Here is a 15579-nt window from a genome sequence, read left to right as displayed (position 1 = left end):
GGTCAGCCTATACTGATCTTCGTTCGAAGACGGAGAGACAAGGATGAGAGCCGCCTGGCATGCGCTTGCTCTGGCGCTTTGCCTAACAACACAACCTCCAGGCACTGCAGGTGCCGTGGATTCTTCCGATCCCGACTGGCCGTGCATTCAGCGCAAGGCCGAGAACCTGTCAGTGAGCCTGATGTGGCCGGAGCCGATCACCCGCATGCCGCTTGCGCCTGCGGCAAACGATCTCGTGGCAATCCTGTCGCTTCGCCGGGTCACGTTGGAAGAGGCCGGTGCCCATATCCAGGAGTTCGTTGAGAAGACTGCGCCGGTGGACAGCCGAATGCTCGGCAATATCTTCCTCGGAGTGTTCGAGAACCTCTCGGAAAACCGGAAAAGGCTAATCGCAGGGATCGGCCGCTATTCCCGCAGCCAGATCGCACTGTCCGCGCGGATCGACGGCAGCCGGGTCGAGATGGCGAAGCTTGCGGGCGAAACGAAACCGGATTTCGATCGCATAGACAAGCTCGAGGAACAGATCGACTGGGACGAGCGCATCTACCGCGATCGCTCGCAGGCGCTCACCTATGTCTGCGAAACACCGGTGCTTCTGGAAAAACGCGCCTATGCCATTGCCCAGATCCTGCTCAGGCATCTGCCCCAATGAGCCATACTGCCACAGGTCCCACTCCGGCTCCGTTCAGGCAAGAGCGGCGTACACGGTGAAGAGATCGAACAGACCCGGCGCTCCGGCGTTTGGACGACAATCACTTCGACCGCGCTCTGGCGAGAGGCCGCCGCCCGCCTGAGGCTCAGAAGCACAGGATCTCCGCCTCTGCCTGAGCTCGTCTCAGTTCGGCCACCATGGTGCGTGGCACGACCGCCGACTTGAACATGGCCATCTGTTCGCCGCCTGCCTGCTGGAGCGACAGCACCGCTTCGGCTTCGACATATTTGCGATATGGCAGGATGGAAGCGATCACATCGATCGAACAGGAACATTGGCTCAAAACCTTCCGGCTCTGGCCGTTGGTCGCCATGCAACCAAAGACATAGTCGGCCCGGACCTCGGTCGGGTAATCATTCAGTCGCTCCGGCATGCCCTGCGCGCTCGCCGGTAGCGAGGCTGCCGCGATGGCCAACGCCAATATCGCGGACCGCATCATGGCCGGCCCTTCCCCGCCGCTCTCAGTGTAATGGCGTTGGAATAGCCGGCCTCTGCGCCGGCGGCCGCAGGAACGGTGGCAATCAGTGAATAGTACCAGCCTGGAATTTCTTCCGACACGGTGACGGCGAGCGCCAGTTGGGAAAACCTCCCCATCCGCTCGCGCGCCTTGTCGGTCGTGAACGGCCGGATCGTCACCTCCTGCGCACCGATCTCGCGGTTCCGGTAACGAAGTGTCACGGGCACGATCTCGGAGTCCCGCAGCAGGGCTTCCTTGATCCGATTGCGCATATAGAAAGGGCTGCCGCCCGACTGAAAGGCGACATCGGCCAGCACGTTTTCGAGAAAGTACATGATGAGCGGATTGCCCACCGAGGCCGGATAACTGCCAAGCCCACGAGACCGGGCGCCCTGATGGAGTGTCAGGGCGACATTGTCGTCGGGCTTGATCTTCAGAGCGATGCTGAAGCTGCCGTCTGCCTGGCCTTCATCGGCACCGGTTATGACCCTGTCGTAGACGAGTGTGCCTTGGGCGGCTTCGCTGCTGCCCGGCCCCGCCTCGAGCCCCTTCAGCGCGGTCGATCGGAAGAGAAGCGCGTAGGTTTCGGCAGCCGCCAAAGGCCCGTGGCCAAGTCCGAGCAGGAACAGCGCAAGCAGAGGAAGAACGCGCATCACAGACCTCCCGTTTCGGGCCGTTTCGGGCTCCCGTTTGTCGGCGACAAGCCTAGCAATGGCTGCCGCATTGTCACCGGAGACCTTTGTCTGTGTTTCACGCGACGCGCGCCCGGGTCTTCCAGTCGATCAATGCGCGCAGCCGCACCAGTTGCACAGGCTTGGCAAGCACCGCGAACGACATCTCGTTGCCGAGCCGCAGCAATTCTCGCTGCCGATTGGCCGTGATAATGACTGCAGGGACTTCAACTCCTGCCAGCGTACGCAGCGCCTGGATCGTTTCTATGCCATTGTCGCCGTCGTCCAGCTGATAATCGGCGAGCAGAATATCGGGCGCCGTGCCGATTTCCTGCATCAGCCCCACGGCATCGGCAGTCGAGCCGGCCGCCAGAACACTCGCTCCCCAGTTCTCCAGAATCTGCGTCATCGCGTGAAGCTCGTCGGGATCGTTCTCGACAACCATGACGATGAGATCAAGGCTGCCGTCGAGCATCGCCTCCGCTACCGGATTTTCGCAGGCATCGCTGGCACGGCCAGGCATGGCGAGCGGCACCTCGATCGAAAAGACGGAGCCACGGCCGGTCTGCGACACCAGCCGGACGGGATGGCCGAGATGCCGGCAGGCCCGCTCGACGATCGATAAGCCAAGTCCCATGCCGGTGCCTTTTCCCGCACCGCCGGCCCGAGTGAACTCGTTGAAGATCCGCGTCTGGTCCTCCTCCGAAATGCCGATGCCGGTATCCCACACTTCGATCCGCAGCCGGTCGCTGCCGAGTCGGCAGCCGACGAGCACACGTCCACGCTCCGTATATTGAATAGCGTTCACCACCAGATTCTGGATGCAGCGCATCAGGTAACGCTGATCGCTGGTGACCCAGCGCGAGGAAGGGACCATACGAAGATCGATGCCCTTTTCGGTCGCCAAGGGCGCCAGATCCTCAGCCAGGCGCTGTAGCGCGCTTCCAAGGTCGAACGATGTGACGTTGAATTCGGCCCCGGAACTGTCGAGGCGCGAAATATCAAGAAGCGCCTGCAGAAGAGATTCTGTCGAGGCGAAGGATCGGTTCAGCCGGCTGACCACATCCTGCACCCCCGGCTGTCCAACGGTTTCCGTCAACATCGACAGATAGAGTTTCGCGGCGTTGATCGGCTGAAGAAGATCATGGCTGGCCGCCGCCAGAAAGCGAGTCTTGGACGTGTGAGCTGCTTCGGCCGCTTCCTTCGCCTGCCGAAGAGCACCTTCGATCTTGGCTTGCTCATCGGCATGGACCTTGAGCAAGCGGTTGGCTTCGATCAGTTCGGCGGTACGCTCCTGTACCCGTTGCTCGAGAAGCGCTGCCGCTTGGGTCTCTATCGTCACGTCCATGACCGATACGATGAAGCCGTCGTCAGGCAGGGAATGGATGCGGATGTCGAGGCTCATCCCATCACGCCGCCTGAACCGTTCCTGCACCGTCTCGCCGCGGCGGGTGGCCTTGAACCAGCCGGCGAACCTGCGTCCCTTGCGATCGAGAATCTCGTGACGCTCGACATGTTCGACGATGCGCTGAAAGAGACTTCCCTTCTTCAGAAGCAAGAGCGGCACGCCGAGAAGCTCGCCGAAGCGTTCGTTGCGAACCCGCAATTCGCCGCGCGCCGAAAACGTGCAGATGCCGAGCGACATGTGATCGAAAGCGGCCTGCAGGAAATGAGCATGCTGATCGATCAGGCGGTTCTTCTCGCGCCGATTCTCCCGCACGATATCGGTGATTTCGGTCTGCAGGACTGTGATGTTGCCGGAACTGGTCTGCCGGCAGGATATCTGGAACCAGCGATCGTTCCTCAGCACCATCACAAAGGACGAAAAGCGCTGATCCGGCCCCTGCTCCTTCACGAGCGGCTGGGAGCGGCCGATCACCCCGCCTTCCTTCCTGTTCAAATACTTGCTGGCGTTGACGGCCGCGAGGTAATCGTCATAACCGAGGCCGGGCTTGATGAGCGGCTCGATATCAGCAAGCAGGTGCCGGAACTGGGCGTTGCAGGCCTGCAACCCATCTTCGGAGAAGAGAGCAAAGCCCCCCTCCATGGCGACCATAGCATCGGCAAGGTTTCTCTGGATGCGCTCCTGCGCCTGATAGGCGATCTCGAGCTCGCTCGACGCTCTGCCGAGGGTGTCGAGCGCCTTTTCTAGATCCTTGGTCTTTTCCCAGACTTCGGCCTGTAAGGCGATGGCCGATTCGAAGAGAGAATAGGCGGAGCCGCCGACTTCATGGCCGCGCTCGGCCCGGTTGATGAGCGCCTCAATGATCTTGGCCTGCTTGGCGAGCTGTATCTCGTAGGGTTCGTCCGGATTGATCACAGTGGCGTGCTTCCTTCCTTTGGCCGGAAAAAGGCGACGCCGACAAAGGTCTGGTTGACATGGACGCCAAGATGCTGTTCGCCATAGGTGTTGAAGCCGATGACCCGGCGCTGCCGGAACTGCTCGGACGCCTTACCGTCCAGCCCCTTGCGCTCGATCTCAAGCTTCCTCAGATAGCAATCGAACCCCAGGATGAAATCAGGCGCTTCACCGTCCTTGTCGCTGACGGCAAGTCCGGAATCGAGCGTGCGGATGATTTCCTTGCCGCGGCCGAGCGTTAACAGCAGACCGTCGTCGATTGCCGAAAGAAAAGTGAGGCCAGATTCGCCGTGAATCTGCTGGATCGCCCGCACGTGATAGAGGTTGCGATTGCGCACCAGCACGGGGTTCTCTGCGAAAATTGTCGGCGACAACTCGGCAACCGGCACCTTGACGAGCCGGGCATATTCCTGTGCCGCCGGTGAGCCGTTGATCTCCAGCACCAGCCGCTCTTCCGGAACTGCACGGGTCACCACCATACGGACATCCGTGGGCTGGAAATGGTCAAAGCCGAGACCGCTGAAAGCCAAATCCGTTTCCAGCAGCAAAAGAAGCGCGGCATTGCTGTGGAATTCTCCATTGTGCAGCACCTGCGTGTGCGCGAACCGCAGCCCGTCGCCAGCTGAGCCGCCAAACACAGGAATGTCTTTCAGGCCAACCTCCAGGGCCGCCATCAAGATATCCTCCTGCTTGGACAGTCCGTCGGCAAAAACCAGGGCAAGCCGTTTGCGGCCCGGCGTCGCGCGAAACTGCGAGGCGAGCCGCTCCGTCTGCGACACGACGTCGGCAATCGAAACCGGCGAGATCGGATGGAACAGGGTCGAAGCAACCCGAAAGTGACGCCGCTCGAAAGCGATCGCCAACAATGCGTCATTCTCATATCCCCGCGGGGTGATCTGGCCGGCGGTCGTGCAGCCGAAAACGACCTTGTCCGGCAAGGAAATTCGCACGGCTTCAGCGAGGTCGTCGGGCTGTAACCGGTCCGGCGGAAACAGAAGGATGAAGCTCGGCCTTGCCGTGGCGAGTTGCTGCTTGATCTCGGCAAGGGCATCGGCCGCATGAGCGGCATGCGACACGGCGAGCCGCACGCCCACCGCCGGTCTGCGATCAAGATCGTCGGCAGCCGTCATGCGCCGTCATTCCTCACGAGCCCCCGTTCCTTGGCGGCACTTTTCATTGCAGGCTATGGCGGATCGAGACTTCGCGCACCAGCATCGCCGCCTGGGTGCGATTGTGGACGCCCAGGCGCCGCAGGAGCGCCGTGATGTGGGCTTTGACGGTCGCCTCGGCCAGTTGCATTTCGTAGGCAATCAGCTTGTTCGGCATCCCTTCGCAGATCAGCCCCAGAATGCGGGTCTGCTGCTGCGACAAATGCGCGATCTTGCGCGAAATCGTTTCCACCGACCCATCGGTCGGCCGGGTGCGGGCAGGTATCGTGTAACCGGGAGGCACATAGGTCTTGCCGTTCCAGATATCCCGCATAGCCTCCTGGAAATGCTGGCGGCCGATATCCTTGGGGATGAAACCCGCGGCGCCGGCGGCAATGACCGACTGGACGACGCCTTTGGATGTAATTGCCGAGATCACGATCACCGGGATATCAGGCGTCCTTTCCTTGATCTTCAGAAAGCCGCTTAGACCCGACGCATCGGGCAGGTTCAAATCTAGCATGATCAGGTCAGGCGAAAACCGCATTCGCAATTGCTGCAGCGCTTCACCGAGCGAACAGGCTGTGCGAATTCGACGCGTATTGAAGGTGCTTTCCATTGTAGCGGCCAAGGCATCGCAGTAGAGCGGATGATCGTCGATCACCAGAGCCGACTTAATTGGAAGCGGGTGGACGGACACATCAGTCCGCGGCATGGCTCTCCTCCCAAAATATTTCCTCTCCAGGAGCGGCTCAACCGACTCCAAGACGACTGGAAAATATTCTCTCCTCTCATTGCGGCCGTGCTCTCCCCAGCAGGTCGCGAGGCATTTTGTCGCACAGTTTTCCAGGTCAGGCAATTGCGGAGGTTCCGCCATGCGCCCCCATTCGCTATCGGAGGCGATCCATGATCGCTTTCGAACACTGAGACGTCTAGCGAGTCGCGTTTGAGCTCTCCCCTTTGCTTATGCAGCGTGTGTTTTCGCGGCGACTTCGCCTTAAATAGATGCAACTCCCGAGTTAGCAAATATTTTAGGCATGCATATTGCGAAATTTGCTGCACTGCATCATGATGCGACATGCCCCACCGAGACCTGACCATTCTAGTAATTGACGAGAACGCCATTCGCGCCTCGATCATCGAAGAGGGCCTGCGCGAGGCGGGCCACGGCAATGTCACGGTCATCCACGAAGTCCACGGGGTTGCGCGCATCATCGAGACGCTGCAGCCGGACGTCATCGTCATCGATATCGAAAACCCCAACCGGGACATGATGGAGCACCTCTTCCAGCTGACGCGCACCGTCGGTCGGCCGATCGCCATGTTTGTCGACCGCTCTGACACGGCCTCGATCGAGGCGGCGGTCGAGGCTGGCGTCTCGGCTTACGTGATCGACGGGCTGAGAAAGGAACGCGTCAAACCGATTCTCGACATGGCTGTCAGCCGCTTCAATGCCTTCAGCCGGCTGCAACGAGAGCTTGCGGACGCGAAATCGGCCCTTGAGGAACGCAAGCTCGTCGAACGCGCCAAGGGCATTCTCATGAAAATGCGGGGGCTTTCCGAGGAGGAGGCCTTCACGCTGCTTCGCCAGACCGCGATGAACGAGAAGAAGAAGATCTCGGAAATCGCGCAGAGCGTGGTGACCGCCGCCGGATTGCTGATCCGATGAACGACGGACACCACAGAGCCGCGCGTCGGGAGAGACCGGAGTGAACGCATTGACGAATATCGACGAGTCCAAGGCGCGCCAACTCGCCGCCGGCGCGGCCCTGCCGGCCCCGACTATTGCGGGACACGAGGGCTCGCGCACCGTGCGCGCCGGCTTCATTCCGCTCGTCGATTCGGCCGTGCTGATCGCCGCAGCCGAATTCGGCTTTGCCCAAAAGGAGGGCATCACCCTCGATCTGGTGAAGGATGTCTCCTGGGCGAATGTGCGAGACCGGCTCGCTTTCCGGCAATTCGACGTCGCACACATGCTCTCGCCCATGCCCGTTGCCGCGATGCTCGGCCTCGGCTCCAACCCGTCGCCAACGATCACGCCCTTCTCGCTCGGGCGCGGCGGCAATGCGATCACCCTGTCGACGCGGCTCTATGCCGAGATGCAGAGGGAGGCCGAACTCGGCGCGAGCGAGGACGCCCTGGCGAATGCGGACGCCCTGGCAACCGTGATTCGTCGCGCCCGGGCCGCCGGCAGGCCGCGGCTGACGCTTGGCGTCACCTACCCCTTTTCCTCGCACAATTACGAGTTCCGCTATTGGCTTGCCGCCGGAGGCATCGACCCGGACCGCGACGTCAAGCTCGTCGTCGTACCACCACCGATGACCTCCGATGCGCTCGCGGCCGGCGCCATCGACGGCTTTTGTGTCGGGGCGCCCTGGAACATGGTTGCCTCGGAACGAGGCGTCGGTCGCATCGTGGCGACCAAGCAGGATATCTGGCCCTCCGCGCCGGAGAAGGTAATCGGCATGCGGCCCGATTGGGCCGAAGCCAATCCCGAGACCGTCTCGCGCCTCCTCGTCGCGCTCGATGCCGCTGCGCGCTGGTGCGACGCAGCGGAGAACCGCGTAGCCCTCGCAGAGGTTCTTTCGGAGCAGCGCTACGTCGCGGCGCCCGTCGATATCCTGCGCCGGGTGCTGGCCGGCCAGTTCACCATCGACCCCGAGGGTAACCAGCGTGTCATCGACGACTATTTCGTCTTTCACGCCGGCTCTGCCAATTACCCGCGGCCGAGCCAGGCGCTGTGGACTTACAGCCAAATGGTTCGCTGGGGACAGGTTGCGTTGTCTGCCGAGGGCCTGGAGGCAAGCGTCGCGGCCTACCGGCCGGATCTCTACCGCCGAGCCCTCGCGAACAGTGCGCTGCCGGCGGAGCCCGACTTGGCTGTCGAAGGCGCAACGCCCGGCGATCGCTTCATGGACGGGCACGTCTTCGACCCGGAACACATCGGGGATTACGTCGATGCCTTTCCAGTGAAGGCGACGGGCGTTCCACACGCTTCGCTCGACGACATCTGAGCGACGAGCGCTGCTTGTTTAAGCGGCAGAGAAATCCTCCAAATGCCGCGTCGCACAATAATTAATCACAGGATCCCCTGTCCATTTTTTAGGCAATCTGAATAGGACGAGAATTTTCTTTTAAATTCAATAATATATGGATTCGGTTCGAAAATGGCACGGCGCTTGCTTTTCTACAATTGCTTCACTCAACGGCGAATGAAGCGAGCTCGGGCACCGATAGCGCCTGCCAAAGACACCGACGTCGCACGGTCTTTGCCTCCAAAGGGATTTTCCAGTTCCCGGAGCGCAATGTCCAAGCGGCGTTTTTTTATGCCGGTTCGACCGGTCCACATTTGAGGAAACGTGCACATGACCAAGGCCTCAACGGGCGGCTTCCACCGCCGCAGCCTCCTGAAGACGACCGCGACGGCCGCTTTGACGCGCGCACATGTGCGGCATGAGGTCATGGAGATCCGCGCGTTGCTCGACCGAACCTACCTGAACTGTCGCGAAGCAGTGCACAAGCCTCTCTACGAGCGCCACCTCTTCGTCGAAGCTGCGGAGTGATACCCAATGGCTGAACGCACCCCTGAAAAACTCGTCATCATCGGCAACGGCATGGCGCCGGGCCGCATGCTGGAAGAGCTCTTCGAGAAGGCGCCCGGGCGCTATCAAGTAACGATCTTCAATGCCGAGCCGCGCGTCAATTACGATCGCATCATGCTCTCTCCGGTGCTATCCGGTGAAAAGGAATACGAAGAGATCATCATCCATGGCGACGGATGGTACATCAAGCATGGCATCACCCTCTACAAGGGCCATAAGATCGTCGCGATCGACCGTAACGCCAAGACGGTCACCTCCGATCACGGCGTGACGGAAAGCTACGACAAGCTGGTAATCGCCACCGGTTCGGTGCCCTTCATCATTCCGGTGCCGGGAAAGGATCTGCGCGGGGTCATCACCTATCGCGATCTCGATGACGTGCAGGCGATGTTGCTCGCGGCCCAGTCGCGCGAGAAGGCGATCGTCATCGGTGGCGGTCTGCTCGGGCTGGAAGCGGCCGCCGGCCTCGCCCTGCGCGGCATGGATGTCACCGTCCTGCACGTCATGCCGACGCTGATGGAACGTCAGCTCGATCCGGCCGCCGGCTATCTCTTGCAGAAGGCGGTCGAAGAGCGCGGCATCAAGGTCATCACCAAGGCAAACACCAAGCGGATCGTCGGCGAGGAAAAGGTCGAGGGCATTGAGCTCGACGACGGCCGGATCATTCCGGCGACACTCGTCGTCATGGCGGTCGGCATCCGGCCGAATGCAGGCCTTGCCAAGGATGCGGGGCTCGCTATCAACCGCGGCATTGTCGTCGACGCCGGCATGCAGACCTCCGACGGAAATATCATGGCGCTCGGCGAATGCGCCGAAGTCGGCGGCATGGTCTACGGCCTCGTCGCACCCCTCTATGAAATGGCGCGGGTTGCCGCCTCCCACCTTGCAGGAGATCGCAAGGCTGCCTTCGTCCATTCCGACACGCCGACCAAGCTGAAGGTCACCGGCATCAACCTTTATTCCGTCGGCGACTTCGCCGATGGCGACGACCGCGAGGAGATCGTGCTGCGCGATGCTACCGCCGGCATCTACAAGCGGCTGGTGCTCAAGGATAACCGCATCATCGGTACTGTCCTCTACGGCGACACCGCCGACGGCGCCTGGTTCAACGATCTGTTGAAGCGGGGCACCGAGATCTCGGAGATGCGCGACACCCTGATTTTCGGCCAGGCCTATCAGGGAGGGTCCCCGCTGGACCCTATGGCGGCCGTTGCAGCCTTGCCGGATGATGCGGAAATCTGCGGCTGCAACGGCGTCTGCAAGGGCAAGATCGTCTCCACGATCACCGGCAAAGGCCTGACCTCGCTCGACGAAGTTCGTGCCCACACCAAGGCATCCGCCTCCTGCGGCTCGTGCACCGGCCTCGTCGAGCAGCTGATGTCGCTGACCCTCGGTGAGACCTACAACCCGGCCGCCGTCCAGCCGATGTGCAACTGTACCGAGCTCGGCCATGACGACGTGCGCCGGCTCATCAAGGCGAAGGGGTTGAAGTCCATTCCCGCCGTCATGCAGGAGCTCGAGTGGAAGTCCTCCTGCGGCTGCGCCAAATGTCGCCCGGCCCTCAACTACTACCTCGTTTGCGACTGGCCGGACGAATATGCCGACGATTACCAGTCGCGCTTCATCAACGAACGCGTCCACGCCAATATCCAGAAGGACGGCACCTATTCGGTGGTGCCGCGCATGTGGGGCGGCGTCACCAATTCGAAGGAACTGCGCGCCATCGCCGATGTCGCCGACAAGTTCAATGTCCCGTTGGTCAAGGTCACCGGCGGCCAGCGCATCGACCTGCTCGGAATCGAGAAGGAGGACCTGCCGGCGGTCTGGGCCGATCTCGGCAAGGCCGGATTCGTCTCGGGCCAGGCCTATGCCAAGGGCCTGCGCACCGTGAAGACCTGCGTCGGCTCGCAATGGTGCCGCTTCGGCACCCAGGATTCGACCGGGCTCGGTATCCGCATCGAGAAATTCATGTGGGGCTCCTGGACGCCGGCCAAGCTGAAGATGGCCGTCTCCGGCTGCCCGCGCAACTGCGCCGAAGCCACCTGCAAGGACATCGGCGTTATCTGCGTCGACTCCGGCTTCGAGATCCACTTCGCTGGCGCCGCCGGCCTCGACATCAAGGGCACCGAGGTCCTGGGCCTGGTCAAGACCGAGGACGAGGCGCTCGAGCACATCGTCGCGCTGACGCAGATGTATCGCGAACAGGCCCGTTACCTGGAGCGCATATACAAGTGGGCGAAGCGTGTCGGCCTCGACGAAATCCGCCGCCAGATCATGGACGATGCCGAGAAGCGCAAGGGCTACTACGACCGCTTCGTCTTCAGCCAGAAATTCGCCCAGGTCGATCCCTGGTCGGAGCGCGTCTCCGGCAAGGACAAGCACGAATTCCGGCCGATGGCGACGGTCGAGTTCAATCAGGCAGCGGAATGAGGTGATGACAATGAACTGGATTGCTATTGGCGACATCAGCGACATTCCGCTCCGCGGCGCCCGTTGCGTCAAAACGCCGATCGGCAAGATCGCCGTCTTCCGAACGGCCGAGAACGACGTCTTCGCGATCGAGGATCACTGCCCGCACAAGGGCGGGCCGCTCAGCCAGGGCATCGTCCACGGCACCGCGGTCACCTGCCCGTTGCACAACTGGGTGATCTCGCTCGAGACCGGCAAGGCGCTCGGCGCCGACGAGGGTGCGGTGCGCACGATCCCGGTGAAGAACGACAACGGCGCCCTCTCCATCGCGCTTGAAGCCCTGACGCTGGCCGCCGCGGAGTAGACATGGCGCACGAGGTCAAGACCACCTGTCCCTATTGCGGCGTTGGCTGCGGCGTCATCGCCCGTGTGAGTGATGATGGCGCGGTCAGCGTCAAGGGTGATCCCGAGCACCCGGCCAATTTCGGCCGGCTGTGCTCCAAGGGCTCGGCGCTGGCCGAGACGCTGGATCTCGACGGCCGCCTCCTCCATCCGGAGATCGGCGGCCGTCGGGCAGGTTGGAACGAAGCGCTCGATCTTGTTGCTGAACGCTTTTCGCGCAGTATCGCCGAGAACGGTCCCGATTCGGTTGCCTTCTACGTCTCGGGACAATTGCTGACGGAAGACTATTACATAGCCAACAAGTTGATGAAGGGTTTCATCGGCTCGGCCAATATCGACACGAATTCGCGCCTGTGCATGTCCTCCTCGGTCGCCGGCCACCGCCGCGCCTTTGGCTCCGATACGGTGCCGGGCACCTATGAGGATCTTGAGCTTGCCGATCTCGTCATCCTGACGGGCTCCAATCTCGCCTGGTGCCACCCGGTTCTTTATCAGCGCCTTTCGGCGGCGAAGACCAGCCGCCCGGAGATGAAGGTCGTCGTCATCGATCCCCGGCGGACCATGACGGCCGATATCGCCGACATGCATCTGGCAATCGCGCCGGACGGCGACACGGCGCTTTTCAACGGGCTGCTTGCGTATCTGGCAGACAACAGCGCCGTTGACCAGGACTATGTGTGGGCCCACACCAACGGCTTCGCCGAGGCCCTTCAGGCCGCCGCGGTACTCGATCTCCCTCACCTGTCGGACGCGACAGGGCTCACTCAGAAGCAGTTGGGTGAATTCTTCCGACTGTTCGAAACGACCGAAAAGGTCGTGACCTGCTACAGCCAGGGCGTCAATCAGTCGGCCGCCGGCACCGACAAGGTCAACGCCATCATCAACTGTCACCTCGCAACCGGCCGCATCGGTCGCCCGGGCATGGGCCCCTTTTCGCTGACCGGCCAGCCAAATGCGATGGGCGGGCGCGAAGTCGGCGGGCTGGCAAACATGCTTGCCGCCCACCTGGATATCGAGAAGGCGGACGACCGCGATCTTGTACGGCGCTTCTGGGGCTCTCCCGCAGTCGCCGCCAAGCCGGGCCTCAAGGCAGTGGACATGTTCCGCGCCGTTGCAGACGGGCGCATCAAGGCGCTCTGGATCATGGCGACGAACCCGGTCGTCTCCATGCCCGACGCAGACGCCGTCGAAGCGGCGATCAAGGCCTGTCCCTTCGTCGTCGTCTCCGACATGCAGCGGCAGACCGATACGGCCCGCCACGCGCATGTGCTGTTGCCCTCGCTCGGCTGGGGCGAAAAGGACGGCACGGTGACCAATTCCGAACGGCGCGTCTCGCGCCAGCGCGCCTTTCTCGCAGCGCCGGGAGAGGCACGCGCCGACTGGTGGCAACTCGCCGAGGTCGGGCGGCGAATGGGATTCCAGGAGGCGTTCGGATATTCGTCTCAGTCCGAAGTCTTTGCCGAACATGCCGCTCTGTCGGGCTTCGAAAACGACGAACGCCGCGACTTCGATATCAGCGCCCACGCGGCGATCCAGCAGGCCGCCTATGACGCCCTCGCGCCTTTCCAATGGCCACAGCAGAAAGGCACCGCATCTCAGGTGAAGCGCTTCTTCGCCGAGGGCGGGTTCTATCATCCGGATGGCCGCGCCCGCTTCATCGCCGTTCGGGCGCCGCAGACGCGCCGCGTCGACGAGGCCTTTCCCTATACCCTCAATACCGGGCGGGTGCGTGACCACTGGCACACCATGACCCGCACCGGCAAGAGCGCGCGGCTATCGAGCCATCTCGCCGAGCCCTTCGTCGAAATCCATCCCCGCGATGCGCAAATTGTTGGCGTCTCCGATGCCGATCTCGTGGCGATCGAGAGCCCGCATGGCGCGGCAATCGTGCGGGCGCTTGTCACCGATCGCCAGGCCGAAGGCAATCTCTTCGTGCCGATGCACTGGAACGATCAGTTCGCTTCGAAGGCGCGCATCGACGCGCTGGTCGCGCCGGTCACCGACCCCGTCTCCGGCCAGCCGGCTTCGAAGAATGTCGCCGTTCGGGCCAGGCGCTTTGCCGCCAAGATCTACGGCTTCGCCGTTTCGGCCGAAAAACCCCAGGGGCTCAATGCCGCCTATTGGGCGATCGCCATGGCCGATGGCGGTTGGCGGATGGAACTCGCCTTTACCGAAATGGACGGCGACTGGATCGACTGGTGCCGGCAGGCTTTCTCCATTCCCGCCGATATCGACCCGATCGGCTATACGGATCGGACCTCCGGCGAGTTTCGCCTCGCCTTCTTCGACGGCGACAGGCTGCTCGCCGCGCTCTTCCTCTCGCCCCGACCTGTCGCTGTGGCGCGCAGCTGGGCGGTTTCGCAGCTCCGCGCGTCGCATGCCAATCTCAGCAAGCGCTTCGCCGTGGCGGCTGGGCGTCCCGGGGCCGACAAGCCCGACCCGGGCGCGACGGTCTGTTCCTGCTTCAGCGTCGGCGTCAACCAGATCACCGCGGCCATCCGCGAAGGCTGTCACAGCGTCGAGGCGGTCGGCGAGAAGCTCAGCGCCGGCACCAATTGCGGCTCCTGCCGCGCCGAGATCAGGGGGATCATCCATGCATGCCTTGCCGCCGCTGCCGAATGATGGAGCCTCGAAGCCGCAGCGTGTCGCTGCGCTTGCGACGCTGCCGCTGTTCTGGACGCTGAAAGGCAAGCGCGTCATCGTCGCCGGCGGCAGCGATGGGGCGGCCTGGAAAGCTGAACTCCTCGCGGCCTGCGGCGCCGAGGTCCATGTCTTTGCAGTGCATACGGAACTCGGCGACGGCTTTCTCGACCTGCTCGCCCGCGGCGCCGCCGATGAAGACGGTTCCTTCGTGCATCACGATCAATCGTGGGACGACGGCATCTTCGGCGATGCGGTGCTGGCAATCGCCGACTGTGAAGATGATCGAGAGGCCAAAGCCTTCTTCAAGGCGGCGCGCGCGGCAGGCGTGCCCGTCAACGTTGTCGACAAGCCCCAGTTCTGCCAGTTCCAGTTCGGGTCGATCGTCAATCGGTCGCCGGTGGTCGTGGCAATCTCGACCGACGGGGCGGCACCGATCCTGGCGCAGGCGATCCGCCGACGGATCGAGACCCTGCTGCCACCGACGATCAAGAGCTGGGCGAGGATCGCCCAGGCGATCCGCGAGCGAGTGAATGCGCGCTTGCAACCGGGCGCTCGGCGGCGCACCTTCTGGGAGCGTTTCGTCGATCAGGCTTTTGTAGAAACACCGGAGGAGGGTGTGGAGACGCGGCTGATGGCGGAGGTGGATCGCCTGGCAACGCCCCGTCCCGCCATCGGCCGCGTCACCATCGTTGGCGCGGGCTCTGGGGATGCGGAACTGCTGACGCTGAAAGCCGTCCGCGCTCTCCAGGCCGCCGACGTCATCCTCTACGACGAACGGATCTCCGATGAGGTGCTGGAACTCGCCCGGCGCGAAGCCAAGCGCATTCTCGTCAACCAGCCGAGCCGGGATGCAGGCGTTCAAGGCGGAAGTGCGTCGCTAGGCGCTCTGGCGAAAGCCGGAAAACGCGTCGTGCGCCTCCAGGCGGGCGATCCGACAACCAGTGCCGCCACGCAGCAAGAGGCTGCATGGCTCGGTAAACTCGGCGTTCCCGTGGAAATCGTGCCGGGCGTTGCCACTCGGCGCCACCGGAGTCCGTGGGAGAACGACGGTGCCAAGTCGGTCATTGTCGCGGGCATGGCCGAGCAGACCAAGGAGCAGCGTCTTCGGGTCGCCGGCCATTAGATCTAAGGCTGCTTTCGGTCCTGCTGCGCGCGGCCGCCGCTCAGCTGATGGAT

At 62.6% G+C, this 15579-nt stretch carries 13 protein-coding genes; 8 read left to right on the top strand and 5 right to left on the bottom strand.

Annotated elements, in window-relative coordinates:
- Positions 1-43: 43 nt before the first annotated feature.
- Positions 44-652 (top strand): hypothetical protein, encoded by a 609-nt coding sequence (locus USDA257_RS14990; RefSeq protein ID WP_014763821.1) that lies wholly within the window; start codon positions 44-46, stop codon positions 650-652.
- A 145-nt stretch (positions 653-797) separates the two neighbouring features.
- Here the strand turns inward: USDA257_RS14990 and USDA257_RS14985 are convergent, their stop codons facing one another.
- From USDA257_RS14985 to USDA257_RS14965, 5 genes are all read right to left on the bottom strand, one after another.
- Positions 798-1151 (bottom strand): hypothetical protein, encoded by a 354-nt coding sequence (locus USDA257_RS14985; protein ID WP_014763820.1) that lies wholly within the window; start codon positions 1149-1151, stop codon positions 798-800.
- Complete coding sequence (locus USDA257_RS14980; RefSeq protein ID WP_014763819.1) at positions 1148-1822, bottom strand: hypothetical protein; 675 nt, start codon at positions 1820-1822, stop codon at positions 1148-1150. Before USDA257_RS14980 ends, USDA257_RS14985 begins: the two co-directional genes overlap by 4 nt.
- A gap of 97 nt (positions 1823-1919) precedes the next feature.
- Positions 1920-4160: an ATP-binding response regulator gene (locus USDA257_RS14975; protein WP_014763818.1), complete on the bottom strand. Its 2241-nt coding sequence runs from the start codon at positions 4158-4160 to the stop codon at positions 1920-1922.
- Positions 4157-5329 (bottom strand): FIST signal transduction protein, encoded by a 1173-nt coding sequence (locus tag USDA257_RS14970; RefSeq protein WP_014763817.1) that lies wholly within the window; start codon positions 5327-5329, stop codon positions 4157-4159. Before USDA257_RS14970 ends, USDA257_RS14975 begins: the two co-directional genes overlap by 4 nt.
- Before the next feature lie 43 nt (positions 5330-5372).
- Positions 5373-6062 (bottom strand): response regulator, encoded by a 690-nt coding sequence (locus USDA257_RS14965; protein ID WP_014763816.1) that lies wholly within the window; start codon positions 6060-6062, stop codon positions 5373-5375.
- Positions 6063-6425: 363 nt separating this feature from the next.
- Here USDA257_RS14965 and USDA257_RS14960 point away from each other — a divergent pair, with 363 nt between their 5' ends.
- The 7 genes from USDA257_RS14960 to USDA257_RS14930 all read left to right on the top strand — a co-directional run bounded on the left by USDA257_RS14960 (position 6426) and on the right by USDA257_RS14930 (position 15526).
- Positions 6426-7016, top strand: coding sequence for an ANTAR domain-containing response regulator (locus USDA257_RS14960; protein ID WP_014763815.1), 591 nt, complete (start codon positions 6426-6428; stop codon positions 7014-7016).
- Positions 7017-7056: 40 nt separating this feature from the next.
- Positions 7057-8361, top strand: coding sequence for a CmpA/NrtA family ABC transporter substrate-binding protein (locus USDA257_RS14955; protein ID WP_014763814.1), 1305 nt, complete (start codon positions 7057-7059; stop codon positions 8359-8361).
- A gap of 351 nt (positions 8362-8712) precedes the next feature.
- Entirely contained in the window at positions 8713-8910 is a 198-nt protein-coding gene (locus USDA257_RS36940) for a hypothetical protein (protein WP_014763813.1), read from the top strand.
- 6 nt (positions 8911-8916) lie between these two features.
- Positions 8917-11379, top strand: a complete 2463-nt coding sequence (nirB, locus tag USDA257_RS14945; RefSeq protein WP_014763812.1) for a nitrite reductase large subunit NirB — start codon at positions 8917-8919, stop codon at positions 11377-11379.
- A 4-nt stretch (positions 11380-11383) separates the two neighbouring features.
- The gene (gene nirD, locus USDA257_RS14940; RefSeq protein ID WP_041414252.1) at positions 11384-11722 is read left to right on the top strand and encodes a nitrite reductase small subunit NirD; all 339 of its coding nucleotides are present in this window, start codon (positions 11384-11386) and stop codon (positions 11720-11722) included.
- A gap of 2 nt (positions 11723-11724) precedes the next feature.
- Positions 11725-14382: a nitrate reductase gene (locus USDA257_RS14935; RefSeq protein WP_014763810.1), complete on the top strand. Its 2658-nt coding sequence runs from the start codon at positions 11725-11727 to the stop codon at positions 14380-14382.
- Complete coding sequence (locus tag USDA257_RS14930; RefSeq protein ID WP_014763809.1) at positions 14354-15526, top strand: siroheme synthase family protein; 1173 nt, start codon at positions 14354-14356, stop codon at positions 15524-15526. Before USDA257_RS14935 ends, USDA257_RS14930 begins: the two co-directional genes overlap by 29 nt.
- The last annotated feature ends 53 nt before the right edge of the window (positions 15527-15579 follow it).

This window comes from Sinorhizobium fredii USDA 257, from assembly GCF_000265205.3.
Lineage (GTDB): Bacteria > Pseudomonadota > Alphaproteobacteria > Rhizobiales > Rhizobiaceae > Sinorhizobium > Sinorhizobium fredii_B.
Note: the sequence above shows the minus strand (reverse complement) of the source record. Positions and strands in the feature narration are given on the sequence as shown.